The sequence below is a fragment of the Lentzea sp. JNUCC 0626 genome (assembly GCF_043632865.1).
In the GTDB taxonomy this organism is placed as follows: Bacteria; Actinomycetota; Actinomycetes; order Mycobacteriales; family Pseudonocardiaceae; genus Lentzea.
Genome location: NZ_CP171635.1, coordinates 5,257,115 through 5,282,983, shown reverse-complemented (window position 1 = coordinate 5,282,983; position 25,869 = coordinate 5,257,115). Strand labels below are relative to the sequence as shown.

23 protein-coding genes are annotated in these 25,869 nt (G+C 68.4%); 8 read left to right on the top strand and 15 right to left on the bottom strand.

Features of this window, described 5'->3' with window-relative positions; genetic code table 11:
* Positions 1–6 precede the first annotated feature (6 nt).
* Together JNUCC0626_RS23530 and crcB are read left to right on the top strand one after the other, a co-directional pair.
* Complete coding sequence (locus tag JNUCC0626_RS23530) at positions 7–300, top strand: fluoride efflux transporter FluC (protein ID WP_394621925.1); 294 nt, start codon at positions 7–9, stop codon at positions 298–300.
* Complete coding sequence (crcB, locus tag JNUCC0626_RS23525; RefSeq protein ID WP_394621924.1) at positions 297–635, top strand: fluoride efflux transporter CrcB; 339 nt, start codon at positions 297–299, stop codon at positions 633–635. Before JNUCC0626_RS23530 ends, crcB begins: the two co-directional genes overlap by 4 nt.
* Here crcB and JNUCC0626_RS23520 read toward each other — a convergent pair.
* The 3 genes from JNUCC0626_RS23520 to JNUCC0626_RS23510 all read right to left on the bottom strand — a co-directional run bounded on the left by JNUCC0626_RS23520 (position 580) and on the right by JNUCC0626_RS23510 (position 5,971).
* Positions 580–3,165 (bottom strand): NACHT domain-containing protein, encoded by a 2,586-nt coding sequence (locus JNUCC0626_RS23520; RefSeq protein ID WP_394621923.1) that lies wholly within the window; start codon positions 3,163–3,165, stop codon positions 580–582. The genes crcB and JNUCC0626_RS23520 overlap by 56 nt on opposite strands.
* An 18-nt stretch (positions 3,166–3,183) precedes the next feature.
* Positions 3,184–5,451, bottom strand: coding sequence for a HelD family protein (locus JNUCC0626_RS23515; RefSeq protein ID WP_394621922.1), 2,268 nt, complete (start codon positions 5,449–5,451; stop codon positions 3,184–3,186).
* 91 nt (positions 5,452–5,542) lie between these two features.
* A complete protein-coding gene (locus JNUCC0626_RS23510; RefSeq protein WP_394621921.1) occupies positions 5,543–5,971 on the bottom strand; it encodes a MarR family winged helix-turn-helix transcriptional regulator in 429 nt (142 codons plus the stop codon).
* 135 nt (positions 5,972–6,106) lie between these two features.
* Between JNUCC0626_RS23510 and JNUCC0626_RS23505 the strand changes: the two genes are divergently transcribed.
* From JNUCC0626_RS23505 to JNUCC0626_RS23495, 3 genes are all read left to right on the top strand, one after another.
* On the top strand, positions 6,107–6,709 hold the full coding sequence (locus JNUCC0626_RS23505) for a hypothetical protein (RefSeq protein WP_394621920.1): 603 nt from the start codon (positions 6,107–6,109) through the stop codon (positions 6,707–6,709).
* A 1-nt stretch (position 6,710) separates the two neighbouring features.
* The gene (locus tag JNUCC0626_RS23500; RefSeq protein ID WP_394621919.1) at positions 6,711–6,929 is read left to right on the top strand and encodes a DUF6343 family protein; all 219 of its coding nucleotides are present in this window, start codon (positions 6,711–6,713) and stop codon (positions 6,927–6,929) included.
* A gap of 94 nt (positions 6,930–7,023) precedes the next feature.
* Positions 7,024–7,662 (top strand): TetR/AcrR family transcriptional regulator, encoded by a 639-nt coding sequence (locus JNUCC0626_RS23495; RefSeq protein ID WP_394621918.1) that lies wholly within the window; start codon positions 7,024–7,026, stop codon positions 7,660–7,662.
* Here the strand turns inward: JNUCC0626_RS23495 and JNUCC0626_RS23490 are convergent.
* The 3 genes from JNUCC0626_RS23490 to JNUCC0626_RS23480 all read right to left on the bottom strand — a co-directional run bounded on the left by JNUCC0626_RS23490 (position 7,633) and on the right by JNUCC0626_RS23480 (position 10,776).
* Positions 7,633–8,985: a dihydrolipoyl dehydrogenase family protein gene (locus JNUCC0626_RS23490; protein ID WP_394621917.1), complete on the bottom strand. Its 1,353-nt coding sequence runs from the start codon at positions 8,983–8,985 to the stop codon at positions 7,633–7,635. The two genes, JNUCC0626_RS23495 and JNUCC0626_RS23490, sit on opposite strands and share 30 nt — an antisense overlap.
* 186 nt (positions 8,986–9,171) lie before the next feature.
* Entirely contained in the window at positions 9,172–9,531 is a 360-nt protein-coding gene (locus JNUCC0626_RS23485) for a VOC family protein (protein ID WP_394621916.1), read from the bottom strand.
* Between the two features lie 12 nt (positions 9,532–9,543).
* Positions 9,544–10,776, bottom strand: a complete 1,233-nt coding sequence (locus JNUCC0626_RS23480) for a hypothetical protein (protein ID WP_394621915.1) — start codon at positions 10,774–10,776, stop codon at positions 9,544–9,546.
* Positions 10,777–10,919: 143 nt separating this feature from the next.
* On the opposite strand from JNUCC0626_RS23480, the gene JNUCC0626_RS23475 reads away from it, so the two are divergent.
* On the top strand, positions 10,920–12,242 hold the full coding sequence (locus JNUCC0626_RS23475; RefSeq protein WP_394621914.1) for a S8 family serine peptidase: 1,323 nt from the start codon (positions 10,920–10,922) through the stop codon (positions 12,240–12,242).
* A gap of 200 nt (positions 12,243–12,442) precedes the next feature.
* A complete protein-coding gene (locus tag JNUCC0626_RS23470; protein ID WP_030474501.1) occupies positions 12,443–12,946 on the top strand; it encodes a DUF3145 domain-containing protein in 504 nt (167 codons plus the stop codon).
* A 49-nt stretch (positions 12,947–12,995) separates the two neighbouring features.
* Here JNUCC0626_RS23470 and JNUCC0626_RS23465 read toward each other — a convergent pair whose 3' ends face one another.
* From JNUCC0626_RS23465 to lanKC, 4 genes are all read right to left on the bottom strand, one after another.
* On the bottom strand, positions 12,996–14,714 hold the full coding sequence (locus JNUCC0626_RS23465) for an ABC transporter ATP-binding protein (RefSeq protein WP_394621913.1): 1,719 nt from the start codon (positions 14,712–14,714) through the stop codon (positions 12,996–12,998).
* Positions 14,714–16,330, bottom strand: a complete 1,617-nt coding sequence (locus JNUCC0626_RS23460; RefSeq protein WP_394621912.1) for an ABC transporter ATP-binding protein — start codon at positions 16,328–16,330, stop codon at positions 14,714–14,716. Before JNUCC0626_RS23460 ends, JNUCC0626_RS23465 begins: the two co-directional genes overlap by 1 nt.
* A gap of 142 nt (positions 16,331–16,472) precedes the next feature.
* Positions 16,473–16,640: a SapB/AmfS family lanthipeptide gene (locus tag JNUCC0626_RS23455; protein WP_382439618.1), complete on the bottom strand. Its 168-nt coding sequence runs from the start codon at positions 16,638–16,640 to the stop codon at positions 16,473–16,475.
* A 40-nt stretch (positions 16,641–16,680) separates the two neighbouring features.
* Positions 16,681–19,239, bottom strand: coding sequence for a class III lanthionine synthetase LanKC (lanKC, locus tag JNUCC0626_RS23450; protein WP_394621911.1), 2,559 nt, complete (start codon positions 19,237–19,239; stop codon positions 16,681–16,683).
* Positions 19,240–19,842: 603 nt separating this feature from the next.
* Here lanKC and JNUCC0626_RS23445 point away from each other — a divergent pair.
* Positions 19,843–20,415 (top strand): hypothetical protein, encoded by a 573-nt coding sequence (locus JNUCC0626_RS23445; protein WP_394621910.1) that lies wholly within the window; start codon positions 19,843–19,845, stop codon positions 20,413–20,415.
* A 537-nt stretch (positions 20,416–20,952) separates the two neighbouring features.
* Here JNUCC0626_RS23445 and fabF read toward each other — a convergent pair.
* From fabF to JNUCC0626_RS23420, 5 genes are all read right to left on the bottom strand, one after another.
* The gene (gene fabF / locus JNUCC0626_RS23440; RefSeq protein WP_394621909.1) at positions 20,953–22,188 is read right to left on the bottom strand and encodes a beta-ketoacyl-ACP synthase II; all 1,236 of its coding nucleotides are present in this window, start codon (positions 22,186–22,188) and stop codon (positions 20,953–20,955) included.
* Entirely contained in the window at positions 22,185–22,421 is a 237-nt protein-coding gene (locus tag JNUCC0626_RS23435) for an acyl carrier protein (protein ID WP_030465146.1), read from the bottom strand. Before JNUCC0626_RS23435 ends, fabF begins: the two co-directional genes overlap by 4 nt.
* A 40-nt stretch (positions 22,422–22,461) precedes the next feature.
* Positions 22,462–23,451 (bottom strand): beta-ketoacyl-ACP synthase III, encoded by a 990-nt coding sequence (locus JNUCC0626_RS23430; protein ID WP_394621908.1) that lies wholly within the window; start codon positions 23,449–23,451, stop codon positions 22,462–22,464.
* Positions 23,451–24,380: an ACP S-malonyltransferase gene (locus JNUCC0626_RS23425; RefSeq protein WP_394621907.1), complete on the bottom strand. Its 930-nt coding sequence runs from the start codon at positions 24,378–24,380 to the stop codon at positions 23,451–23,453. The genes JNUCC0626_RS23430 and JNUCC0626_RS23425 overlap by 1 nt, the downstream gene beginning before the upstream one ends.
* Positions 24,381–24,574: 194 nt before the next feature.
* A complete protein-coding gene (locus JNUCC0626_RS23420) occupies positions 24,575–25,783 on the bottom strand; it encodes a PucR family transcriptional regulator (RefSeq protein ID WP_394621906.1) in 1,209 nt (402 codons plus the stop codon).
* Between the last annotated feature and the right edge of the window lie 86 nt (positions 25,784–25,869).

Here is a 25,869-nt window from a genome sequence, read left to right as displayed (position 1 = left end):
GCCTTTGTGGGGCTCGTTTCTTTGGGAGGCGGGCTCGGCGGCGTGGCCCGCTACGGGTTGTCCGTGGTGGTGCCCGGCGCCTGGGGCTTGTTTCTGATCAACGTGCTGGGGTCGTTCCTGATCGGCGTGCTGATGGGGCTGGTGCCGCGGCCGTTGGTGCGTGCCTTCTTCGGGGTCGGGGTGCTGGGCGGGTTCACGACCTTCTCGTCGTATGCCGCCGCTTGGTCGTGGGCTTTGCCGGCCACGCCTGTTTGTGCTGTGGCGGCGGCGTTTCTCGGGTTGCGGGTGACTCGGCGATGACCGCGCTGGTGGTGTTCCTCGGCGCTGCTCTCGGGGCGCCTTGCCGGTACCTGCTCGACCAGTTCGTGCAGTCACGGCACTCCCGCACCTTCCCGTTCGGGACGCTGACGGTGAACGTGGTCGGGTGCCTGCTGATCGGGTTCGTGATCGGCACGTCGTGGATGCCGTTGCTGGGCATCGGTTTCTGCGGCGGCCTCACCACGTACTCGACCTTCAGCTACGAGACCGTGAAGCTGCTGGAAGCGCAGAACTACCGCTCTGCCTTCCTCAACGCCTTGGTCAGTGTTGTGCTGGGAGTGGCAGCGGCTTCTCTGGGTCTGGCTCTAGCAAGCTGAACTCACCGCGCTCCCAGTTCCGCAGGAAGTCCCGCACCTGGGCTGGGACCTCGTAGCCGTCGTCCCAGCCGTCCGGAAGTCGACGTGCGTCGGTGTACTCCAGGTAAGGCAGAGTCAGCATCAGACCGAGGGCATCGGAAGGTCTGTGGGACTTCCACTCCTCGACATCGAACGGTTCCGTTCCAGTCCATGGTGCCGGCAGGAAGGTCATCGTGATGGCGATCGAGTCAGCTGCAGCCATCTCGCGGGTGGTCAACAGGTCGAAAGCTGCGCTGTAGAACCTGTATCCGGCGGCCGTGCACGCGCTGTAGAGGATCCCTGCGCCCATCTTGCGTATCGCCGAATCGAGGAGTTCCGGGTCGTCGAGCATCCAGTGCGCCCAAGGTGTCGACTTCCGGAGCTCTCGAATTTCGGCGCCGTACCGCCTGCACAGGTCCTGACGAACATCAGGCCAGTCGTGTTTGAACAGGGCGTCGACCACCAGGGTTGCGCCGGCTTCGCCTTCTGAGATCAGGCTCCCGAAGCACTCGGTCACCGCTCGCTGGATCGCTTCCCTGTTCATCGGCGACGAGTCGATCACGCAGTTCATGATCGGGAAGTCTGTGGTGTCGTCGTGGGCAAGGGTGCGTTCCGCCAGTGGGAAGCGGACGAACTTCTCCAGCGCTGCGACGGTGATCGATCGGACCACCCGGTCGCTGGGAGCCACGTGGCGCAGCGCGCGGGTGGCGAACCTCAACCCGCCACCGCGCAGTGCTTCTTCCAGCAGTTCGTCGGCGCCGCCCTCGAAGTTGCGTTCGAACAGCTGCAACACGATCTGGGCCACGACGTCCCACTGGTCGACCGTCGGTTTGAGCACGGCCCAAAGTGCTTCGGCTGTGCGGTGGGTGCGCACCAGGTGCTCGGCGGCGAAGTACTCCAGGAACGTGCGGTGGGTGAAGCCGAACTCGTTCGCACCGACATCGGTGAGGATCCAGGCCCGTCCGGTGCAGTACGCGAGGAACTCCTCCGCAGCCGCCACCGACACGTCGTGGTCGTCGAGTTTCCGATCAAGGTATTCGGTGAGATGGTTGATGACCCGGGCACGCTTCTGGGCCTTGCCGGACTCGGTCGCGCTGAACATCTTCCACGCGAGGTGCTGCACAGCACCACGCAAACGCCCGTGGAACTTGATCGGCAGCTCGATGCCTCGCTTCGAGTCCCACTGCTCGAACAACATCAACGCACACCGCTCGTACACCTCGGCGAGGTTGTGCGGCAGATATCGGTCGCTGGAGTACATGGCGCACAACAAGGTCAGCAGCAACGCGTTGCTGCGCAGCTCCCTGATCTGCCTGCTGTCCTCCAGGAACGAGGTGATCAGGCGCTCTCGTTCGACCGGTGAGGTGGCTTCGTCGAGGCTGAACCAACGCGACACGTAGTCGGCGACCTGGTCGTCGTCGAACTCCGCGATCTGACCGGCCGCGAACATCTCGTCGTTGAGTGGTGCGTCTTCGTAGCCGACCTTCCGGGCGGTCACCAGGATCGGGACCAGTGGGTAGAGGTGCGCGAACCCCTCCACCAGCGAGACCACCCGGCGGCGCAGTTCGATCTGCACGAGCTCGTCCAGGCCGTCGAGAATGACCACTGCACGGCCGGTGCGCAGCAGGTACTCAATGCCGTCACGTGGTGGCTTGACGTTGTAGGGCTCCTGGCACACCTTTTCCAGGTAGTGCAGGAGGTCGTGGCCGCCCTCAGCGAACGAGTCGGCGAACTGCCGCAGCACCAACAGGAACGGCACGCGTCCCGTGCCGTCGGTGGCCACGTCGTAGGCGAACTTCGTGGCCAGTGTCGACTTGCCCGCGCCTGGATCGCCTTGGACCAGCACGCGGTGGCCGGGGGAGCCCAACCGAATGGTGAACTTCGACTTCAGGGTCGGGGTCACGTAGAGCTGGTCGTAGCGGACCGCCCGGCTGACGCCGATGTGCGGCATGCGGATCTTGCTGTGCAGGGCGGCCACCTGGTCGCGCATGCGGGCGGCGAAGACGTGGATGCGTGCGGACGACTTGAGGCGCCGGAGCATGACGGTGTTGGTGGTGGCCGCGTTGTAGATGTCGGCGCGGTCGGTTTTGGTGCCGACGGCGCGGTACTGGCCCTCGACCTCCTGGCAGGCGGCGACCATGGCGTCGTGCAGGAGGTCGGTGACCCGGGACTGCGGGTGGTCGGACAGGCCGGCCAGGCGGAGGCCCTCGCGGAGCTGATCCTTGGAGGCCTTGCCCATCATGTTGCCGACGCGCTTCTGAGCGACGACCGTCGCGAAGTCAGGGGAGCCCAGGTACTGCTCGAGAGCCTCGACGTCCCGGCGGTCCAGGTCGGCGAACAGGGCCTCGGTCGCCGCGCTCGTCGCGGACGGCGACGGGAGTTTCAGGCTGTCCGCGAGGCGGGAGGAGAGCTGGTCGCTCACGTCCACGACCACCCGGATGACCGCCGACTCGATGCTGGGCAACGAAGGCTCCTGTCCGACGACGGCGAAGTCCTGGGTGGCGCTCGCCACCCAGGACCCGAACGTTCGTTACGAAACGTCCTTCAGACGGGATAGCACATCGGGCAGCGTTCCGGTGTGCACTACGCCGAGTCGTTGCGTGGCACGGGTCAGTGCGACGTACAGGTCCGACGCCCCGCGCGGCGACTCCGCCAGGATGCCCTCCGGGTCCACCACGACCACCGAGTCGAACTCCAGGCCCTTGGCGTCGGTCACGCCGAGCACCACGACCTGCGCCTCCTCGAGTTCGTTGCCCACCGACGAACCCGGGACCCCCGAAGAGATCGACGAGCCCACCGAGGGCAGCAAAGCGCCCGGCACGATCACCGCGATCTTGCCGTCGCCGACCGCCGCGACCTCGCGGGAGATCAGCGCGGGCACCTCGGCCTCGTACGACGCCACGGCCGAAACCCACGGCGGCACACCGGTTTCGCGCACGGACGTCGGCGGCACCAGGGACGCGTCGACGGAGCCGAGCACGTCTGCGGCCACCTCCATGATCTCTGCGGGCGTCCGGTAGTTGACCGTGAGTTCCGTTAGGCGCCAACGGTTCTGCACGTACGGCGACAGCACGGCACCCCATGAGGTCGCACCGCCGATGTCGCCGGTCTGCGCGATGTCGCCCACGACGGTCATGGACTTGCTGGGGCAGCGGCGCATCAGCGTCCGCCACGCCATCGCCGACAGCTCCTGCGCCTCGTCCACGATGATGTGGCCGAACGTCCAGGTGCGGTCCGCCGCGGCCCGTTCCGCCGCCGTCTCGTAGCGGTCGACGCCGTGGCGCTGGGCCAGGCTGTACGCGTCCATCAGGTCCGACGCCATCAGCAGGTCCGGGTCCGCGTCGTCGTCCAGGTCGAGGATGTCGAGCACCCCCTGCGCGTACTCGACGGCCTGGCGGCGCTGGCGCTCGGCGCGGGCCTTGGCCTCGGTGTCGTCCTCTCCGAGCAGTTCCGCGGCCTCGTCCAGCAACGGCACGTCCGCCGGCGTCCAGTCGTCAGAAGAACGCTGGAGCAGATCGCGTTCCTCGCGGGTGAACTTCGCCATCGCGCGGTTGCGCCGCTTCGGGTTCCGGTACAGCTCGGAGAGCAGCGAGAACGGCGTCAGCACCGGCCACAGCGACGAGATCGCGGCCTGCACCTCGTCGGACTCGCGCAGCTCGCGGCGGATGTCGTCGACGTCCGCCTTGTCGAGCAGGTGACCGCCCAGGCGCCCGACGACCTGGTTCGACAGCATCGCGATGATCTCGCGGGCGAACGTGCGGCGGGCCTCGTTGTGCGCGCGACGGGTGCGGCGCGCCCGGCCCCGGGCCTCGGCGATGGCACGGCGGTCGAGGCGCAGCACGTCGTTGTCGAAGCGGATCTCGACGAATGGCGGCGCTTCCTGCCGGTCGCGCACGGCCGCGGCGATCACGTCCGCCATCTGGAGCCTGCCCTTGACCGCGGCGGCCGCGGCCGACTCGCGACCCGTCGCTGTCAGGTTCGGGTACAGCTCGCCGACCGTGGACAGCAGCACGCCCGTCTCACCCAGAGAGGGGAGGACCTGACTGATATATCGCAGGAACGTCGTGTTCGGTCCGACGACCAGGACACCGCGTTTCGCCAGCTGTCGACGGTGTGTATACAGCAGGTATGCGGCTCGATGCAGGGCCACGGCGGTCTTGCCGGTGCCCGGACCGCCCTGCACGACGACGACGCCGTTGAGCTCGGACCGGATGATCTTGTCCTGCTCGGCCTGGATGGTCGCGACGATGTCGCTCATCTGACCGGTGCGCGACTCGTTCAACGCGGCGAGCAGCGTCGCCTCGCCGGTCAACGACGCGCTGTGCGTCGTGTCGACCGAGTTGATGTCGAGCACCTCGTCGTCGAGGCCGATGACCTTGCGCGAACGGGTCCGCAGGTGCCTGCGCCGCCGCACGCCGTCAGGGGAGGCGGCGGTGGCGAGGTAGAACGGCCTGGCGGCGGGCGCCCGCCAGTCCATCAACAGCGGCTCGTATTCCTTGTCCTCGTCGAAGAGACCGATTCGGCCGATGTAGAAGCGGTCTTCGTTGTGGAAATCGAGCCGGCCGAACGCGAGCCCGTTCTCGACAGCGCTGTACTGGGCCAATTGATCCGTGTACATCGCGACGGACGTGTCGCGCTCCGACCGCATCTGGTGCGTGCCGCCGGTTTGTCGCAACGATTGTGCGAGTCGTTTCGACGTCTGTTCGCGGAGGTCGTCGAGCCGGCCGTACAACATGGCCACGTATTCCTGCTCCGGCTCCATTTCGGCGAGCCGGAGGTCATCGGAGGGGCTTGACAACTTGCCTCTTTTCTCGTTACAATGCGACGTCGGTAGAAAATACCGTTTCGCACATTCCTGCCCGCACTCCGGTCGCCTGAGCGCAGACTGTCTAATCTACACGCATATCGGCGTGGTGCAGGTACGCCTTCCGCAGCAGTGTGGCCAACGTATCCCGCTCGTGCGGTGTCAACGGCGCCAGCAGCTCCTCCTCGTGCTCCTGAGCCGCCCGCAGCCTCTCCGTCAGCGCCTGTCTGCCCCCGTCGGTGATCGACACCGTGAACCGCCGCCGGTCGCGTTCGTCCCGTCTGCGCTGCGCGAACCCGAACCCTTCGAGGTCGTCGAGCACCGACACCAGGTCGCTCGGGTCCATCCGCACCCGGTCGCTGATCCGCTTCTGCGCCACCGCTTCCTGCTCGGACAGGTACGCGAGCACGGTCAGGTGAGGGCCCCGCAGGTCCGCGCGGCCGATCCTGCGTGCTTCGCGCACCAGCCCGAGCATCAGGTAGCTGGGCAGACGCAGAAGCTGATCAATGCTCATGTACCAAGTCTAGGAAAGATCCGTCCCCCGAAAGTGGATTGCGCTGCGTGAGGAACACGCCCGGACGAGGGCCGACAGGGTGAGCGATGGGGTGACGTTTCTCCGCAAACCACCTGGAAGCGGCAAGGTGGGGGTATGACGCGTGCGGAGATCGTCCGGCTCGCCCGTTGTGTGGTGCGCCGGCCCCGATGGCAACTCGTCGTCGCGGTCCTGCTGTCCGCGTGGACGCTCGCCTGGGTGCTCGGCCAGCTCGCCGAAGACCCCCCGAGTCCGCTCGGTCTACTGGCCTGGACCGGCATTCCCCTCGATTCGGCATCCCTATGGGCGAGGGAGCGCGCGGACGTCCTCGCGTGGCTCGCCACCCTCGGCGGGCTGAGCTGGGCGGCCACCACCGAACGCGGTCAGCTGCCCGCGCTCGCCGGCTGGTTCGCCGTGCTCGTCGCGGGGGAGGCGGCCGGGTACGAGCACGCGGTGCAACGCGCGATGCTCACCATGGTGGTGTTCCTGCTCGTCCTGGCGGCGGTGTCGATCACCGGGCGCCGGGCGTTCGTCGTCGACCGCGTCGCCGTCATGCCAAAAGACGTCGTCCGGGCGGGCATCACCGCGGCCGTGCTCACCGCCGTGGTGCCGCTGATCGCCGTCGGACTGGCCCTCACCCGTCTCATCAGGCCCTACGTGACGAAACCGCCACGTCAGCTCAGGGCGGTTGACGTGCCGTTGCTGCGGGAAACCGGGTGAGGTGAGCGACTACCTGCCACCCCCTGCGCCACCGCGCAGTGCGCTGACCCTGAGGTTGTGGCTGGCCGGATTCGGCCTCGTCTTCAACTCGGTGGCCGGGTGGCTGGCCTGGCGAGCTGACCTGATCTGGCTCGCGATCGTGCTTTTGCTACTCGCTGTGGTCTGTCTCGCCGACTTCGCCTGGGTGGCGCACCGCAAACGTCGCGGAGATCCCGGCTGAACCTGTCGGGAACCTGTGCTTGGGCTTAAGCGCACATATGGATAAAGATGTCGTCGTGCATGAAGACCCGGCCAAAGGCAGGTTAGCGAGGGTGATGCGCCGGCAACCGGTGCAACAACGCGGCGCGGCCACTGTTTCGGCGATCCTGGACGCTTGTGCGAGCCTGCTCAACGAATACGACTACGACGACATCACGACGGCCCGGATCGTCGATGTCGCCGGAGTACCCATTGGTTCCTTCTATCAGTACTTCCCGGACAAAAGATCCGTTGTGCACGCTCTCGCACTGCGCGGTATGGAGAACTATCTCCGCGAGGTCGAGGAGCTGTTCGTCTCCGATCTGATCGCGGACACGTGGCGCGAGGCCATGAAGCAGATCGTCGCGGTGTACATGCGGATGCTGACGGACGTGCCGGGGTTCGGGCGGGTGCGGTTCAGCGACATGCTGGACAGCCACCGCCTCGACTCGAGCGTCGACCAGTACGAGCTGATGGCCGAACGGCTGGCGGAGATGTTCGTCAACCGGTTCGGCGCCCACGGCGACGCCCCCGTCATGCTGACCTTCCGGATCGCCGTGCAGACCGCGGACGCCCTGTTCAAGCTCGCCGAACGGGTCGACGAGGACGAACGCGCGTACGTGGTCGGCACGGCGAACGAGCTGCTCACCGGCATGCTCGGCTCCGTGCTGGAGCCCGGGAACAGCTCAGAGCCCGTAAGCCTCCAGCAGCCGTAGCCAGACCTCGCTCATCGTCGGGTACGAGGGCACCGCGTGCCACAACTGGTCCACGGTGACCTCGCCGACGATCGCGACCGTCGCCGCGTGCAGCATCTCGGCGACGTCCTGACCGACGAACGTGACACCGACCAGCGTCCGCGTCCGCTCGTCCACGACCATCCGCGCCTTGCCCTGGTATCCGTCGGCCTGCAACGACGACCCGGCGACGGCGATGTCGAGGTCCACGACCCGGATGTCGCGCCCGGCGGCACGAGCCTCCGCCGCGGTGTGCCCGACGAACGCCACCTCGGGGTCGGTGAAGACGATCTGCGGCACGGCCACGTGGTCCGCCCACGCCTGCCCCGCCGACCGCTCCTTGGGTTCGAAACCGCGGGACCGTTCCAGGATCGCCGTCCCGACCGCCCGCGCCTGGTACTTGCCCTGGTGCGTCAGCAACGCCCGGCCCGTGACGTCACCGGCCGCGTACAGCCAGCGTCCGTCCACACCGGACACCAGCCCGGTGTCGTCGATGGTCAGCGGCTTGGCGTCCTTGGTCGCCGGCACCCGGCCGGTGGCGATGAGGATCTCCGAGCCCTTCAGCACCCGGCCGTCCTGCAACGTCAGCGCACCCGGCGCGATCGACGACGCCCGCGCGTTCAGCACGATCTCGACGCCGTCCTCGCGCAACCCGTCCGCGACCATCGGCCCGACGAAGTCCTCGTACTTCGGCAACGGCCGGTCGCCCGACACCGCGAGCGTCACCTTCGACCCGAGCCGCGACCACGCCTGCGCGAGCTCGACGCCGACGACCCCGCCACCCAGCACGACCAGCGACTCCGGCACCTCCTGCGCCGACGTCGCCTGCCGGGAAGTCCACACGGGAGTGTCCGCGAGACCGTCGAGCGGCGGCATCTTCGGCACGGACCCGGTGCACACCACGACGGCCTGCCGGGCGCGGTAGACGGTCTGCCCGTCCGCACCGGAAACGGTGACCTCGCGCTCGCCGGTGATCTCCCCGTCGCCGCGCACGACCGTGATGTTCGCCGACTCGGCCCACTTGACCTGGCTCGCGTCGTCCCAGTTGGAGGTGAAACCGTTGCGCCGCTCCAGCACCGCCTTGGCGTCGAGCGACCCGCCGACCACACCCTTGACCCTGCGGGCCGCAGCGAGCGCGTGCCCGGAACGCAGCAGTGCCTTGGACGGCATGCAGGCCCAGTACGAGCACTCGCCGCCGACCAGTTCCTTCTCGATCAGGGCGGTGGACAGGCCACCCGCGGCCGTCCGCCAGGCCACGTTCTCGCCCACTGCTCCGCCGCCGATGACGATGACATCGAAGTCCATGCGCGCCAGCCTAGGCCCTGCGTCGCAGGTCCGTGTCCGCGAAAGCCGGGGCTGAGGCGGCCCCTGACGGCACGGGCGGCTGACCCGAATACAACACCGGTATGCAGGTCAGCCGCCCGCACCGCCAGGAACCACCTCAGCCGTGACTTTCATCGAACGAGACCTGCGATGCAGGGCCTACCTCGATCAGGGAAGCCACACGAGGCAGAAGGGGTGCCCGACCGGGTCCGAATACACGCGGAACGTGTCGTCGTTGTCGCGTTGCACGAGCTTCGCCCCGAGGGCCAACACCGCGGGCTCCGCCTCCTCGATGTCGTCCACCAGCACGTCGAGGTGGAACTGCTGGGACCCGGCAGGATCGGGGAACACCGGCGGCTGGTACTCCGGCGCCAGCTGGAACGCGACACGGGTGCCCTGAGCGACGATCACCACCCACGTGTCGTCGCCGCCCTCCAACCGGGAAGCCCCCAGCAGCTTCTCGTAGAACGACGCCAGCGCGGAGGGGTCCGGGCAGTCGAGCACGACAGAACGAAGTTGTCCGACCATGCCCGCGATTCTCTAACGGGTGACGGGCAACCGCAGCGCTTGCTTGGCGATCGGCTCCAGCGCCGGATCACCCGCCCCGCCGGACCAGACCGCGAACGCCAGCGTCACGTGGCTGCCCTTGGTGGCGTTGGCGAACGCCGCGTTCTCCAGCGGTTTGCCGTCGAGGCCGCTGATGCCACCCGACCCCGGCAACGCCACGACCGCGTGCAACGCCTTCGCGCTCGGGGCGTCGAACACGTCCATGTCGGCGACCATCACGGTGGCCTTCTTGTCCTTGACCGTCGTCTCGTAGATGGCGCGCAGCAGCACGCCGCAGTCGTTCGCGATCAGCCACGCCTTCACGTCGCCGAACGCCTGCGTCTGGCAGTCGGCGTCCTTCTTCATGTCCTTCGGCACGAACGTCGTGCCGTCCACGACCACCGTGGTCGGTTGCGTCGAGGTGGGCGCAGGGGTCGCGACGGCCGGTTCGTCGTCGCCGGGCAGCGCCACCACGAGCCACACCACGAGGATCAACGCGACCAGCGCCGCACCGGCCAGGTAGGGCCAGGTCAGCTTGCCGGGCAAGCGTTTGCGCGCGATCAACGGCTTGATCGCCGACTTCGGGATCAGCATCGTGTTCGCGGCCGCGAGGTCGGACACGGCGTCGGGGAAGCCCTCGGACAGCAGCGACCGCGCGTCCGGCGGCGTGCCGGTGGTCTGGAGGATCGCGAGCAGCTTCACGGCGTGGTCGGCCGTGCAGGGCACCGTCGACGTCGCGAGTTCGCGCGCCGCACTGAGCACAGTGGACGGTTTGGGGTGCAGCACCCGCACGCCGCGGTTGAGGTCGACCGTCGGCTGCACGACCTGGCTCACGAACGGGCCGACGGCCACGACCGTGCTCACCGGGAGCGGTTCCGCGCGCATCGCCTGGATGCGTTGCGCCACCGCCGTCGCCGCCGCCACGGCCTCCGTCGCCGGGTTTGGTGCGCCGTCCTGCGACACGAGCGGCCAGCCGTCGATCTTCCACTGCCCGCCGAGCGGCGCCTCGAGCTTCACCGCCGGGTCCGGCAGGTCGACGCCGACGATCACCAGAACGCCCTTGGGCAGCACGACGATCGCGTCGAGGGGAACAGGACAGTCGGGGGGTTGGACGCCGATCAGCGCCACGCCACCCAGGACCTCGGTGCCGACGCCGCAGGCCGTGAGGGCGGCACGGACGTCCGCCCCAATGGCCGAAGGTTCAGCGCCCAGACGGATCAGCCGCACGAGTCCCTACCTTTCCGCACGGGGGGACACCGTAGCGGTCCGGGGTTGGTCAACCGCACTCGGTCGAGACATTGCGTGATGGCCGTCACCGTTATGTGGATCACTCGTTAGTTGGATTGCCAGCCAATGTTCACGGAGGGTCCATGTACAAACGCGCTGCACTGCTCGCTGTGCTCCTGGTGGCCGCCGCTTCCCCTGTCGCGACGGCGGCGCCGACCTCCACCGTCTACGTCCACGGAACCGACATCGCCGCGGCGGAGGCGGCCGTCGAAGCCGCTGGACTGCAGAAGCTCACCAGCTTCCGCAAGATCGGCGTCGTCGCCGCGCGGGGTGACTCCGCGCGGATCTCCTCCGCCAGGGCCAAAACGGGCGTGACGCGCGTCGAGGTCCAGAAGCCGATCAGGTTCCTCGGCTCGACCTCGCACACCGCGACGCGCGGCCTGGACGCCCGCAACAGCCTCGGGCTGACCGGCGCGGGCGTGTCGGTCGCGGTGATCGACTCCGGCGTCGACCCGACGCACCCGTCGTTCGGCGGCCGGATCGTGCGCAACCTCAAGAGTCTGTGCCTGGACGGCAGCACGCAGACCAACTGCATCGTGCCGGTGCCGAACTTCCTCGACACCGACACCACGTCGTTGGGCGGCCACGGCACGCACGTCACCGGCATCGCGATCGGCGGCGACGTGCAGACCACCGGCGGCGGCCCCGTGATCCGCGGCGCGGCACCGGGTGCGAAGGGCGTCGTGATCTCGACCGGCGCGGCGATCCTCATCCTCGGCGCGGACGCCGCGCTGAACTGGGTGCTGGAGAACCACAACGCCCCGTGCGGCGCCGGCGTGCCCGCGTCGACCTGCCCGCCGATCAAGGTGATCAACAACTCCTATGGGCCGTCTGGCGGCGGTGCGTTCGACCCTGAGTCGGTCACTGTCAAGTTGCAACGACAGCTCGTGGCCGAGGGCGTCGTCGTGGTGTGGGCGAACGGCAACGACGGCGGCGACGGATCCGCGAACCTGTCCAACCCGCCGGGCATCGACCCGACCCCCGGCGTGATCTCCGTGGCGTCCTACAACGACCAGGAGACCGGCACGCGCGACGGGGCTGTGTCCGACTTCTCATCGCGTGGTCTCGCGACGGACTCCGCGACGTGGCCGGACATCTCCGCACCGGGCGAGAACATCGCCTCGTCGTGCCGGCTCTACCTGCCGATCTGCGCGACCGGCCTGAAGCCGCAGAACGGCCCCGGGCTGCTCGACCTCGGCACGTCGATGGCGGCCCCGCACATCGCGGGCATCGTCGCGCAGCTGTTCCAGGCCAAGCCTTCCGCGACCCCGGCCGACATCGAGCGGGCGCTGAAGTCGACGGCGCACAAGTACGGCACCGGTTACGTGCCGGCGGGCCCGTACACCTCGTCGTTCGACCGGGGAACCGGGCTAGTCGACGTGGTGGCCGCGGTAAACGCTCTGTAGATCACGATCACGCATCACTCGGCCGGGAGATCGGGACTTAAGACCTGTATCTGCCCCGGTCGGGTGATGATCGAGCTGGTTCTTATGGCGGACATGCCTCAAGTCGAGGCAGAATGCAGCGAACGGGTTTCGCGGTGATCACCTCACTCTCGAAGAAGGCGTAGGGGAAGACGTCCCTCGTCGAGTAGCGGAGGTCAGCAGTGAGCACCCGTGGCAGCACCAGTGGCGTGGTTTACGTCCACTCGTCGCCGTCTGCGGTCTGTCCGCACGTCGAGTGGGCGATCTCGGGCACCCTCGGTGTCCGGGTAGACCTCAGGTGGGCAGCGCAACCCGCGGCACCAGGCCAGTTGCGCGCTGAATGCGCATGGACCGGAGACGCCGGCACCGGCGCCAAGCTTGTTGCTGCGCTGCGCGCGTGGCCCATGCTTCGCTTCGAGGTCACGGAGGAACCCTCCTCCGGTCAGGACGGCGAACGCTTCTGCTTCGCGCCCGTTCTGGGCCTGTGGCACGCGCGTACGTCGGCCAACGGCGACATCGTCGTGAACGAGGACCAGCTGCGTTCTCTGGCGGTCAGAGCACGTGGCGGTGAGTCTTTCGCGCACGGTGTCGACGAACTTCTCGGTGCGGCGTGGGACGACGCGCTGGAACCGTTCCGCCGCGCGGGCGACGGAGCACCGGTCACCTGGCTGCACCGTGTCGGCTGAACGCGCCATGTCGGCTGAACGCACCGTCTAGTCCGGAGTGGACCCCCGCTCACCGTTTGGGCAGCGGGGTTTCTTTCCGGTGCGTGGGATCCCAGGCCTGCATGAGCTGTCCGTACATCGCGGACGACCTGAGCAGGTGCTCGTGGGTGCCGAGCAACGGCTTGCCGCCGTCCATCACCAGCACCCGGTTGGCCCGCAACGCCGAGCTCAGCCGGTGTGCGATCACCACCAGGATTCCGTTCCGCTGCGCGAAAGCCCGTTCGGCACGCGCCTCCGCGGCGGGGTCGAGGTGCGAGGTCGCCTCGTCCAGGATGACCACTCCCGCGGACGTGACGTAGACCCGGGCGAGCGCCAGAAGTTGCGCCTCACCAGCGGAAAGTCCTTCACCGCCGTGGCCGAGCGACGCGTTCAGGCCGCCCAGGGTGTCCAAAAGTGGTTTGGCGCCAACCATTGTGGCCGCGGCTATCAACTCTTCGTCTGTCGCCCACGGAGCGAGAAGTGCGAGGTTTTCTCGCACAGTGCCCGTGAACAGGTACGTCTCCTGCGGGATCAACGCGATCGCGTGGTGGCGGATCTCCGGCGTCACCCGGTCGACCGAGGCACCGCCGAACAGCACGCAGCCGTTGCCGGGCGGCATCAGACCGGTCAGCAGACTGGCCATTGTGGACTTGCCGATGCCGGACGGGCCGACGACGGCGAGGTGGTCGCCGGGGCGGAGGTTCAGGGACAGGCCGCGCAGCACGGGTTCCGCGTCGGGGCTCCAGCCGAACGTGACGTCCCGCAGCACGAACGTGCCGTTGGACGGCGTCTCGGTGCCCGGCGTCCGGTCGGTGCGCGGTGCGGCTTCCTGGAGTCGTTTGAGGGCGACCATCAGGCGCATCACGACCGTGCTGGTCGTGCGGGCCAGGCCGTGCAGCGCGGGGTTGACGCTGTTGGTCAGGTAGACCACGGCCGCGAGCACCGCACCCGTCGTGAGCTGGCCGGACGCGACCAGCGGGGGAGCGAACGCCACCAGCAGCACGACCGGGGTGAACCCGCCGATCGCGATCACCGTGGCGCGCAACGAGTTCGCCCAGGCGACCGTGATCGTGGCCCTGGCCTGCCGGTTGATCTGCTGGGCGACGTCCTGATAGGCCTCGGTCGCGGCGTCGCAGGCGGCGACGTCGCGCAGTCCGGTCAGCACCCGCCCGGACGCCTCGGCGGTGCTCTCGTCGGCCATCACGGCGTCGCGCTGCCGTTTCGCCAACGACGGGAGCATCAACCCGAAGAGCACCAGCGCCGCCACGATCGGCAGCACGACGAGCCAGATCAACGCGGCCGCGGTCGTCGCGAGACCGACGAGCGCGGCGACCGTGGTGACCAGAAGGGCACGTGCCTGCACCAGAACACCCGCCGTGGCGTCCCGGACGACCTCCACGTGCCGCGTGATCATGGCGACGGCGCTGGCGTCCGGGGTGCGGCGGTGCGACGGGTCGTTCAGCACGCCCTTGACCACTCGCGTGACCAGTGCGTCCCGCATCGGTTCGACGACCTCGCCGAGCCGGGCGAACACCTGCCGCTGCCCCCACGCCCCCACCACCGCGAGCACCGCGAACGACAGCAGCCACAGCACGCCGGCCAGCGGCTTCCCCGCGGCGAAACCCCGGTCGACGGCGCTGCCGACGAGCCTGCCGCCGAAGAACGCCGGGATGCCTTCGAGCATCGACCAGCCGAGCAGGACCAGCACGCCCTTGCGGTGTCCGGCCAGCGCGGAGAGGTAGAAACGCATCACTCGCCTCCGGTGAACACGGCGCGGTAGTCCTCGTTGTGCCACAGCGCCCGGTGCGAACCCGTACCCCTGATCCGGCCTTTCTCGAGCCACACCACGAAGTCCGCCCTGGACGCCGTCGCGGGCCGGTGCGTCACCACGATCCGCGTCCTGCCGGGCAGCGCGGTGACGAGTGCTTTGTCCACTTTGGCCTCGGTCACGGTGTCCAGACTGGCGGTGGCGTCGTCGAGCACGAGCACGTCCGGGTCGCGGACGATCGCGCGGGCGAGCCCGATCCGTTGCGCCTCGCCGCCCGAGAGCGGGGCGTCGGCCATCGGGGTCTCGTAGCCCTGCGGCAACCGGATCAGCACGTCGTGGACCTGGGCGGCGACGGCGGCGTCGCGCACCTGGACCTCGTCGGCGTCCGTGCCGTACCCGATGGAACGGCCGACTGTCGTGCCGAGCAGCGCCGGGCGTTCGAAGGCGTAGCCGACGGAGTCGAGGCCGGAGACCTCGCCGGAGTCCACAGCGGACAGTCCGCCGAGCACGGCCGCGAGCGTCGACTTGCCGGCGCCGGAGCTGCCGACGACCGCGACGAACGTGCCGGCCGGGATCATCAGGTTCACGCCGTGCAGGGCGCCGTCGACGCTGACGTCGCGGAGTTCGATGACGCCGCTGGCCCGCCTGGCCCTGGGACGCTTCGGTGGTGCGGTGTCCAGGACCTCGGCGATCCGGCCGGCGCTCGCGCGGGTGCGTTCGAGCACGGTCAGCTGGGTCATCTGGCCGACGATCCCCATGCCGAGCGCCGCGTAGCCGAGGGCGGCCAGCACGTCACCGGTGCTCAGACGTCCTTGCATCACGCCGAAACCGGCGGCGGCGAGCACCGCGACCTCGACGGCGGGCAGCAGGAGTCCGGCGCGCCACATCATCTTCGCCTGGGTGCGCCACATGCCGGCGCCCGCCGCGGCGAGCCGGGGGAGAGGCTCCAGCACGCGGCCCGCCTCGCGGTCGGCGATGCCGGCGGACGCGATCGTGCGCAGACCGGACACGGAGTCGAGCAGCCTGGCGCTCACTTCGCCGGAGATCTCCTGGTACGCCAGGACGTCGTCGGCGGTGAGACGCATGTGCGTGCGGACGAGGAGGGCGGCGAGCGGAGCGCTGATCAGGAACACCGCGGCGAGTCGCCAGTCCAGCAACGCCAGCGCGATCACCGAGCCGACGGACGACACGACGGTGACGAGGAGGCCGATCACGGTCGTCGCGATGGTGCCCGCGTTGCCGCAGTCGCCCGTGACCCTGCTGACAGCGTCTCCTGCGGCGAACGGCGCGGGGTGACCGAGGGTGAGCAGGTGCTGGGACAGGCGGCGGCGGAGCCAGGCCGTGGCGCGGGCGGTGATGCTCGCGGCGAGCACGATGCCGATGGCGTCCGCGAAGATCTCGACACCCGCGAGGACGAGCAGGAACACGATCGTGGCCAGCACGAACGTTCCGCTCAGGGCCATGTCGACGGCGCCGGCGAGTGCGGCGGGGAGGAGCAGGCCGCCGGTGGTCGCCACGGCGGCGTTCACGAGCAGCAACCACGGTCGGTAGTCGCGTTTGACGGTGGAGAACAACAGCTGGTCACCGGGTTTGGTCATCGGCTGTTCCTCCGGGGGTCTGCAAGGCCCATCATGAAGCGAGGGCCCGGCAGCTGGCCGGCTGCCGAGCCCTCTTCAGGCGGGTGAGCGGCATACTTCGCCTATGCCGCTCACCGGCCGTTCACGTGCTGGTGGAGCTAGATCAGCACAGCAGCAGGGACGCGCTGCTGTGGCTGCACGGGAGCAGCAGCGAGGCGCTGGACGCGGTCGTGGAACCGCCGCCGCCACCGTGGCCGCTGCCGCCGCCGGCCATCACGTTGGCCGGGGCCTCGGGGGTCTCGAGGTCCTGCATGTCAAGGATGAAGCCCATGACCCTATCTCCTAATTTCGAGGGATCGATCTCTTTCTTGCTACCGGTCCGCGAGAACCGGCGTTCGTGAGCCCAGGAAGGGCAGTGGCGGTTTCTCGTCCACAGTGGACGCGATGGCGAGCAGGACGCCCGCACCGCCGGTGTTGAGGTCCATGGAGAGCCGGCGCAGCTGCACACCGGGGAACGCGAGGCCCCCGCCGTACCGTGCCGCGTGCCAGCCCAAAGCCTTGAGGTGTTGCCCGATGGCGCGGTCGAACCGTTCGTTCGGCTGGTGCCTGGTCGCGTGCGCCAGGGTGGCGAGGAGTCCGGCCCGGCCCAGCGTGAACGCGGGCTGGATGACGAACTCGCCGGTGCAGCCGCTGAGCAGTTCGGGGAGCTTCTCGACGCACGGCCGTTCGGGCGCGTGCTTCGCGAACTCCGTCAGCACCAACGCGATGCCGGCGCCGCCGATGCCCACGTAGGGAAGGCTTCTGAGCGTGCCGTCGCGCACCTGCAGCGAGCCGTCCAGCGCGATCATCGTCTCGGCCAGGTCGCGTTCGAGCGCCTGTTCCGAGAGCTTGAGCCAGCGGCGTTCGCCCGTGTGCTCGAACATCCGCAGGAAGAACAACGCCGGTCCGGACCAGCCGTGCAGCAGGCCTGCCCTGGCCTTCTCGTTGCGTGGTGCGTCGGTGAGCCGGCTCGCGAGTCGTTCCGCGAGCTGTTCGGCCTGGGCGGCGTAGCTGTCGTCGTCGCGGTTGTCCGCGAAGTGCAGGAGGTTCAGGCCGATGCCGGAGAGTCCCGCGCTGAGCCCGTGGTCCTGTGTGGACGGTACGAGCTCGGCGTAGCTCTCGACGATCTCGGCCGCCGCGTCGTGGTGGCCGAAGTTCTCCAGCACGTGCGCGATGCCGTGGGCTCCCGTGTAGAAACCAGGCTGCTTCGGCGGTTCTCTTCTGACCGCGTCGAGAAGCCACTGCTCGTGCTCGGGGAAGCGGCCCTCACCGGACTCGGCCAGCGCGTGCAGCACACCCGCGGCGCCGTGGCCGAAGTTCGCGCCGCCCGTCTCGAACTGCTCGATGTCGCCGGGGAAGAGGCGATCGTGGCGGTGCGGGGTGGCGCTGTGCAGGATCGCGGTGGCGATCTCCTTGCGCACCAACGCCCAGTCCGGCTTTTCCTCGTCGAACTCGGTGAAGGCGGGGTCCGTCGGCGGATCCGTCCTCGGCGTCAGCACGTCGATGATCGGCGCGCAGTACTCGTCGGTCAGTCCGAAGCGCTCCTGGATGACCTTGACGTGCTGCCGGATCTTCGCCGGCGCCAGTTCCAGCACCGTGTTGAGCGGCAGGAAGATCCAGAGCCGGAGCGCGGCCAGCGGGTGCGCGTCGATGTCGAACCCGTCGCGGTCCCGCGGCGCCTGGAACCCCGGCGCGCCGAGCGTGGGCTTGCGGACGTCGTCGATCGTCGAGCTGAGCTCGAAGTCGATGAGCGAGATCTCGTCCTGGTCGTCCACGAGGATGTTGAGCGTGTGCAGGTCGCCGAAGACGACGCCGCGTTCGTGGACCTGGGCCATGAGGCTCTCGACCCGGTCGACCATCGCGAGGGCGCGGGCCTTGTACTCGGTGATCGTCTCGTCGCTGACGTCCTTGTGCGTCAACGGGTAGTGCCTGCCGAGCCACTGCCCGAGCGACCGCCCCGGCATGAACTCCATGGCGACGAAGAGGTGCTCCCACTCGGTGAAGCGGTCGTACACCTCCGGCACACCCTTGACGCCCTGCAGCTTCGTGAGGATCTCGTACTCGCGGTCGAGCCGGTTGACGGCGTCGTCACCCTCGCGGTCGAGCCCGGCGTGCGGCCGCGCCTCCTTGAGGACGACCTCCTTGCCGTCGCTCTTCCGATCGGCGAGGTAGACGCCGCCACCGTTGGAGAAGTGCAGCGAACTCTTGATGCGGTAAGGGAACTGCTCGGGGTCGCCGGCGTTGCGCTCGTCGAGGTGCGGCTTGAGGAACGCCGGCAGCTCGATCCACTCGGGCAGGCTGAACACGGGCTTGCGCTTGTCGGCGATCAGCTCGCCGTCGGGCCCCTCGATCGCGAGCACCTGCTGCCCGTCGACCTCGAGCCACTGCTCGGCGAACCCGCCGTAGCGCACGTACAGCGGTCCCTTGCCGAAGCGCAGATCGCTGAGGATGTACGCGCCGTGCTCGTTCGCGAGTGTGGTGCTGAGCTCGGTGAGGATGAGCTCCAGGTGGGCGGCGTCGAGCGGGTAGATCGTCACCAGCTTGCCGCTGCCCTCGCGGGGTGCGTACTTGGAGTTGCGGGCCAGCACGATGGACATCGTCCGCAGGTACTTGAAGCTGATGCGACGCTCGACGCAGTAGTCGAAAGTCGCCTTCAATACCCGGCCGGCGTTGTCGAGTCCAGCGGAAACGTGAATCTTCCACCCTTGGTTGGGGAGCTGTACCCCCTTCGGGTGGTGGTGCCGCCACACGTTGCGCTCAGCCGTGCTCCAGTCGGGTGGGAGCACGGGGAGTTCGGTGGAAAAGTCGTCCTTGGAGGTGCTTTCGGTGCTGCTCTGCAGATCGTAGAACTGCCGATCGGCGAAGCAGTACGCCTCGTATCTGAGGTCCACCGAATTCCCTCCCTTGGTTCGTTTTTGCTTTCTTCGATGCCGCATATTCCCGCACAAATCCGAGGCTATGTGGAATCCGCCGTTAGAGTCATATGGGTCGCCCGTTCGTGTCCGAAGGATGCTCGGTTACCGGCGCGTATGTGACTTGCGGTGATGAGGTTTGGGCCCATCTCACTCGATTGAGAGGTTTGCTAGGTGGGGCGTGTTCGGCGATCTGCCCGGTTTCCGCTAAACGGCACTCGGGCGTTCCTGATCTTGGGTGCCCGTGAGCTGCGGTATTCCAAGTGGATCACGACGTATAGTTAGGTGGGTGCAAACGTTGTGTACGCGCAGTGGCGGCTGCTCTTTACGGGTGAAGCCACAATTGGCTCCCATTGCGTGTTTGATACGGCCGAATGGCGGTACGGAGTCGCCCATAAGAACTCATTCTTAGGATGAGATTGCCTATCGCCAATTACGTACCAAACATTGTCTTGCTACATGCAACTTGCCTTTTCTAGGTGTGATGTAATCGTTCGAGTGAAATCGGTGTTTTGATGTAACGCGACACGTTTTGTGAGCGGCCCTCTGCTGCCGGGCGTGTCGTGCGGCTAGGCTTGCCACGTGGGGAGCGTGGCGAGCCGCTGGCTGGTGCCGGCCGTGGTCGTGATCACCGGTGCCGCAGTCGCCGCCGGCATGGTGGGACGCACGGTCTACACGCGACCCGCCGAGGCCGTGGGGTCTCCCGCGGTGCCGTCTTCTTCCGTCGTCGGGCCCTTGCCCGGGTCGGCCGAGGTGCGGTTGAGCCCCGACTCCTTCACCCATCCCGACCGGACCGCGGTGCAGCGGGTGTTGCAGGCCTACTTCGACTCGATCAACACGCTGGACTTCGCCGGGTGGCGGTCTGTGGTGTCGGCTAAGAGGGTTTCCACCCAGCGCGAGGAGACCTGGATGGCTGCCTATGCGAGCACTCGGGACGGTGGGATGGTGGTGCAGCGCATCGAGTCCGATGTGCTGGGGCGGCGGTTGCGGGTGTTGATCTCGTTCGTGTCCACTCAGGATGTGGCGAAGGCTCCGCCTGCTTTGCCGGAGGGGTGTATCCGGTGGCGGGTTGTGTACGTGATGACCTGGGAGGGTGGGGCGTTGAAGGTGGATGACGCTCCGGAGAGCCGGACGCCGCAGATGGAGAAGTGCTGATCCCTTGGGGCGCGTGTCACCAGTGCGGTGGTTGCGTTGGGGTGCAAGGACTTTCGACGGGCGTGGTCCGGGCATCGCCGCTGGCGCGTCGATAGGGATTGGGGCTTGACTTCGGGGCCCTTGCGAGGCGCTGGTCGGCCGGAAAGGGCCGGGCTGAAAAGCGCCCGGCCGAGCCACGAGTGGTAGCATCTCGCACCCAAAGTCAAGCCCCAATCCCGTTGCAGCGTGGCTGGGTTGCGTTGGTACGTCACCGATACCGGCTGATCGGTGTAGCCAAGAGTGTCGGCTCGCCTTCGGCTTTGCGTAGCTCGGGTGCGCGTTGAGCCAAGAAACGAAGGACGCCTCGCCTGCGGCTTCGTTCTCCTCAAGCCATTGGTCGCTCAGCTCTTGGCTACCGAACTCTTGGCTACCCCGCGCTCGGCGACCTTGAGCTCTGCTGCCTTGCCGGGTCCGCCTTGCTACCCGCATAACCACGAGGCCCCGGTCCGCAGCTGCGGACCGGGGCCTCGTGGTTATGCGCGTGCGCGTGCGGTGTGGCTAGGCCGGGGTGAAGGCCAGCGCCACGTTGTGGCCGCCGAAGCCGAACGAGTCGTTCACGGCGGCGTCCAGCTTGATCTTGCGCGGCTCGCCCGCCACCACGTCCAGGGTGACGGCCGGGTCGAGGTTCTCCAGGTTGAGCGTCTGGGGAACGATGCCGTCGCGGATCGACAGGACGGTGACGATCGCTTCTACCGCTCCTGCCGCGCCCAGCAGGTGGCCGAGTGCGCCCTTCGGGGCGGTCAGGACCGGGTGGTCGCCGATCGCCTTGCGGATCGCCACGGTTTCCGCGACGTCGCCCACCGGGGTGGAGGTGGCGTGGCAGTTCACGTGGCCCACGTCGGACGGGTCCAGGTTGCCGGAGCGCAGGGCCGCGGCGATGGCGCGCGACTGGCCCACGCCCTCGGGGTCCGGGGCCGTGATGTGGTAGCCGTCGGCGGAGGTGCCGATGCCTGCCAGGCGGCCGTAAATGCGCGCACCGCGGGCTTCTGCGAACTCGCGGCGTTCCAGGACCATGACGCCCGCGCCCTCGCCGAGGACGAAGCCGTCGCGGGCCGTGTCGAACGGTCGCGAGGCCTTCTGCGGCTCGTCGTTGCGGGTGCTCATGGTGCGGGCCTGCGAGAAGCCCGCGACCGGAATGGCCGTGATGCACGCTTCGGCGCCGCCCGCGACGACCACGTCGGCTTCGCCGGACATGATCATGCGGTAGGCCCACGCGATGGCCTCAGCGCCTGACGCGCAGGCGGAGACCGGGGCGTGCACGCCCGCCTGAGCCTTCAGTTCCAGGCCCACGTGCGCGGCCGGGCCGTTCGGCATCAGCATCGGGACGGTCAGCGGCGACACCTTGCGCAGGCCGTGCTGCTCCAGGAGGTCGTCCTGGGTGAGCAGGGTGATCGCGCCGCCGATGCCCGTGCCGATGATCACGGCGAGACGCTGGCGGTCGACGGTGTCGTCGTTGTGGCCCGCGTCGGACCACGCCTGGCGGGACGCCACGATGGCGACCTGCTCGGAGCGGTCCAGGCGTCGTGCCTCGACTCGGGGGAGCACCTCGGTCGGGTCCACCACGAGCTGCGACGCGATCTTGACCGGCAGGTCGTACTTCTCGACCCAGTCGTGGGTCATCGGACCCACGCCGCTCTTGCCGGCCAGCAACGCGTCCCAGGTGGACGTGACATCACCACCGAGCGGGGTGGTGGCACCCAGCCCGGTGATGACGACCTCGATGCCCGAAGTCACTTGTTGCTGGTGATGTAGTTCACCGCGTCACCAACGGTCTTGAGGTTGGCCAGCTCGTCGTCCGGGATCTTCACGCCGAACTTGTCCTCAGCCTGGACGGCGATCTCGACCATCGACAGCGAGTCGATGTCGAGGTCGTCCACGAAGGACTTCTCAGCGGTGACGTCGTCGGCGGCAACGCCGGCGACCTCTTCGACGATCTCGGCAAGACCGGACAGGACGTTGTCGCTCACTGAAGTTCCCTTTCGATTGAAACAGTGGAAAAACCTGGGGTCACGGGACCCTGACGACCTGTCCCGCGTAGGACAGGCCGGCGCCGAAGCCGACCATCAGCACCACGTCTCCGGACGAGACCTCGCCCGCGGTCCTCATGTGGTCGAGCGCCATGGGGACCGAGGCCGAGGACGTGTTGCCGGATTCGATGATGTCTCGAGCGACCTTCATGTCCTCGCGCGCACCATTCTTGCGCAGGCGCTTGGCGATGGCCTCGATGATCCTGAGGTTGGCCTGGTGCGGGACGAACACGTCCACATCGGACAGTTCGACACCCGCGAGTTCGGCGGCACGGATCGCTACCGGAGCGACCTGGGTCGTCGCCCACCGGAAGACCGTCTGGCCTTCCTGGTGGATGAACGAGTCGCGGTCGTCGATGCGGATGACCTCGGACATCGTGCCGTCCGAGCCCCACGCGACGGGGCCGATCTCGTTCGTGTCGCTGGCGCCGACCACGACGGCACCCGCGCCGTCCGCGAAGATGATCGCGGTCGAGCGGTCGTCGGGGTGGGTCCAGTCGGTGAGCTTCTCCGCGCCGACGACGAGGACGTTGCGCACCGTGCCCGCGCGGACGATGTCCGCGGCGGTCGCGACGGCGTAGCAGAAGCCCGCGCACGCGGCGTTCAGGTCGAACGCGGCCGCGGCCTGGATGCCGAGCCTCGTGGCGACCTGCGCGGCGGCGTTCGGGATGGTCGACGGCATCGTGCACGTCGCCACGATCACGCCGCCGATGTCGGCGGCGGTCAGGCCCGCGTCCTCGATCGCCTTGGTGGCGGCGAGCACCGACATGTCGACGACGCCCTCGTCCTTGGCCGCGACGTGCCGGTTGACGATGCCGACGCGATCGCGGATCCACTCGTCCGAGGTGTCCATGCGCTGGGCGAGGTCGTGGTTGCTCACCACGGTCTCGGGCTGGTAGCTGCCGAGGCCGAGGATGCGGCTACCCGCTGCTGCCTGCGGGGCCAGGAAGGCTGTCCCAGAAGGAATCATTACTGCGTTGCTCCAACGGTCTCGATGAGCTCCGAGACCTTCTCCAACTGGTCGGGGGTCTTGAGGGCGAGGGTCGCCGTGCCCTTCATCGCGCGCTTCGCGAGACCCGTCAGCACGCCGGCGGGCGGCAGTTCGACGGAACCGGCGATGCCCTTCTCGACGAGGGTGGCCTGGCAGAGGTCCCACCGGACGGGACTCGTGACCTGGGAGACCAGGCGCCGGAGCACCTCGGTGCCCTCGGTGACGACCTGACCGTCCTTGTTGGACACCAGCGGCAGCAACGGGTCGTGCGTGGTGACCTGGGTGGCACGCGCGCGCACCGCGTCCTCGGCGGGCGCCATGTACTTGGTGTGGAACGCGCCCGCGACGGCCAGCTTGCGGATCTTGGCCGGGCCGGGAGGGTTCTCCACGAGGGCGTCGAGCGCGGCGTGCGGACCGGCCGCGACGATCTGGCCGGCGCCGTTGCGGTTCGCGGGCACGAGGCCGAGTTCCTCCAGGCGGGCGAGGACCTCCGGCTCGTCGCCACCGAGCACGGCGGCCATGCCGGTCGGCTCCAGGGCGCACGCCTCGGCCATCGCGGCACCGCGCACGGCGGCCAGCGCGACGGCGTCGTCGGCGCTGATGACACCGGCGACCGCGGCCGCGGCGAGCTCACCGACGGAGTGGCCGCCGACGATCACGGCGGGCGGCAGTTCGACGCGCTTGCGCAGCTCACCGAACGCGAGCACGGCGAGCGCCACGACGAGCGGCTGGGTGATCGCGGTGTCGACGATCTCGTCGGCCTCCGCGGTGGTGCCGAGACGCACGAGGTCGAGGCCCGTGATCTCCGACCACGTCCGGACCTGCTTCTCCGCCCCCTCCAGTTCGAGCCAGGGGGTGAGCATGCCGGGCGTCTGGGACCCTTGTCCGGGCGCGAGGAGTGCGATCACGCCGATTACTAAAGCTGGTTCACCCACTGGTACCCCATGCCGCAAAGAACGAAGTACGGCGATCGTATTTGTAGAGACCCTACAAAAGCGCCAGTCTTGTGCGCACCCTCCGACGTAACCGCAGCTCAGCGCGGTGAGGGGTCGTTTGGCCCTCACCCTAACGGTTGTGTGCGAAGTCCGTCACAGGCCGTTCGCTACCACAGGCCCCGGGAGCGCGCTAGGCGTCCTACAGACAATGCGACGCGAAGCACAAGTGCGTCTCGAGCGTCATGTGCATTTCTTCCCGTCATTTCCTGAACGCGCCGAAGGCGATATCTGACCGTGTTCGGGTGCACGAACAGTCTTTTCGCGCACGTCTCCAGCACGCCCCCGACCTCCAGGAACGCGTCCACGGTCTCCAGCAGCGCGCCGCCCGCGTCCTCCAACGGCCGGGCGACTCTGTCGACGAGCTGCCACTCCGCCTCCGGGTCACCGGCGAGCGCCCGTTCCGGCAGCAGGTCCAGCGAACGCACTGGTCGCGGGGCTGCGGGCCAGCCCACGACCGCGCGCAGCCCGCTCAACGAGTCGCTGGCGCTGCGGTGCGCCTCGGACAGCGACGCCACGGTCGGCCCGGCCACCACGGGCCCCTCGCCGAACCCCTCGGCGATCTTGCCGAGCACGTCCTCGCCGGTCTCGGTCGGCCCGCCGAGCACGACGACCAGGCGTGATCCCTGCACGGACAGCAGCACCGGCCGGCCGGCGCGGGCGGCCTTGCTGCGCACCGAGTAGATGATCGCGGGCGGGTCCTCACCACCCGGATTGCCGACGAGGACCGTCGCTTCCAAAGTCGGATCCCAGCCCAGCGCGGCCGCGCGGGACAGCAGCGACTCCTCGGGGTCGCCACGCACGATGCCGTCGACGACCAGCGCTTCCAAACGCGCGTCCCACGCACCGCGCGCCTCGGCGGCGGCCGCGTACGAGGTGGCGGCGGAGAAGGCGATCTCCCGGCCGTACCGCAGCACGCCCTCCATCAGCAGCGCGCGCTCGGTCTCGTCGGCCGCCATCTCCGGCATCTGCTCCTCGAACAGCTCCAGGGCGATCCGGACGAGTTCCACGGTCTGGCGCAGACTCACCCAGCGCGACATGTCCTTGGGGGCGCTGCGGAACGCGTCCGCGCTCAGCCGGATCGCCTGCTGCCGGTCGTGCAGCCACTCGACGAACCCGGCCACGCCGTTCTGGATCAGCAGCAGCACGCTCGCCCGCTGGTCGGCGGGCATCCGGGCGAACCACGACAGCCGCCGCTCCATCTCGGCCACGCTGGCCGTCGCGAGGGAACCCGACGCGCGTTCGATCTTGCGCATGGTGCGGGCGGAGATCGTCGGCGGGTGCTCCTCCTTCGCCTTCGCGGGCTTGCTGCTGGTCATACCCGCAGCTTAGGCCAGTGGAGTGACATCACCGGGACGGGTGACAGAACCCATCGGCCTCATTGAACGGCCATACCGTCGGTCGG

Coding starts and splice junctions, on each gene's coding strand:
- crcB (WP_394621924.1), top strand. CDS start 297: ATGACCGCGCTGGTGGTGTTCCTCGGCGCTGCTCTCGGGGCGCCTTGC.
- JNUCC0626_RS23510 (WP_394621921.1), bottom strand. CDS start 5,971: ATGAGCATTGATCAGCTTCTGCGTCTGCCCAGCTACCTGATGCTCGGG.
- JNUCC0626_RS23505 (WP_394621920.1), top strand. CDS start 6,107: ATGACGCGTGCGGAGATCGTCCGGCTCGCCCGTTGTGTGGTGCGCCGG.
- JNUCC0626_RS23495 (WP_394621918.1), top strand. CDS start 7,024: ATGCGCCGGCAACCGGTGCAACAACGCGGCGCGGCCACTGTTTCGGCG.
- JNUCC0626_RS23490 (WP_394621917.1), bottom strand. CDS start 8,985: ATGGACTTCGATGTCATCGTCATCGGCGGCGGAGCAGTGGGCGAGAAC.
- JNUCC0626_RS23485 (WP_394621916.1), bottom strand. CDS start 9,531: ATGGTCGGACAACTTCGTTCTGTCGTGCTCGACTGCCCGGACCCCTCC.
- JNUCC0626_RS23475 (WP_394621914.1), top strand. CDS start 10,920: ATGTACAAACGCGCTGCACTGCTCGCTGTGCTCCTGGTGGCCGCCGCT.
- JNUCC0626_RS23465 (WP_394621913.1), bottom strand. CDS start 14,714: ATGCGTTTCTACCTCTCCGCGCTGGCCGGACACCGCAAGGGCGTGCTG.
- JNUCC0626_RS23460 (WP_394621912.1), bottom strand. CDS start 16,330: ATGACCAAACCCGGTGACCAGCTGTTGTTCTCCACCGTCAAACGCGAC.
- JNUCC0626_RS23455 (WP_382439618.1), bottom strand. CDS start 16,640: ATGGGCTTCATCCTTGACATGCAGGACCTCGAGACCCCCGAGGCCCCG.
- JNUCC0626_RS23430 (WP_394621908.1), bottom strand. CDS start 23,451: ATGATTCCTTCTGGGACAGCCTTCCTGGCCCCGCAGGCAGCAGCGGGT.
- JNUCC0626_RS23420 (WP_394621906.1), bottom strand. CDS start 25,783: ATGACCAGCAGCAAGCCCGCGAAGGCGAAGGAGGAGCACCCGCCGACG.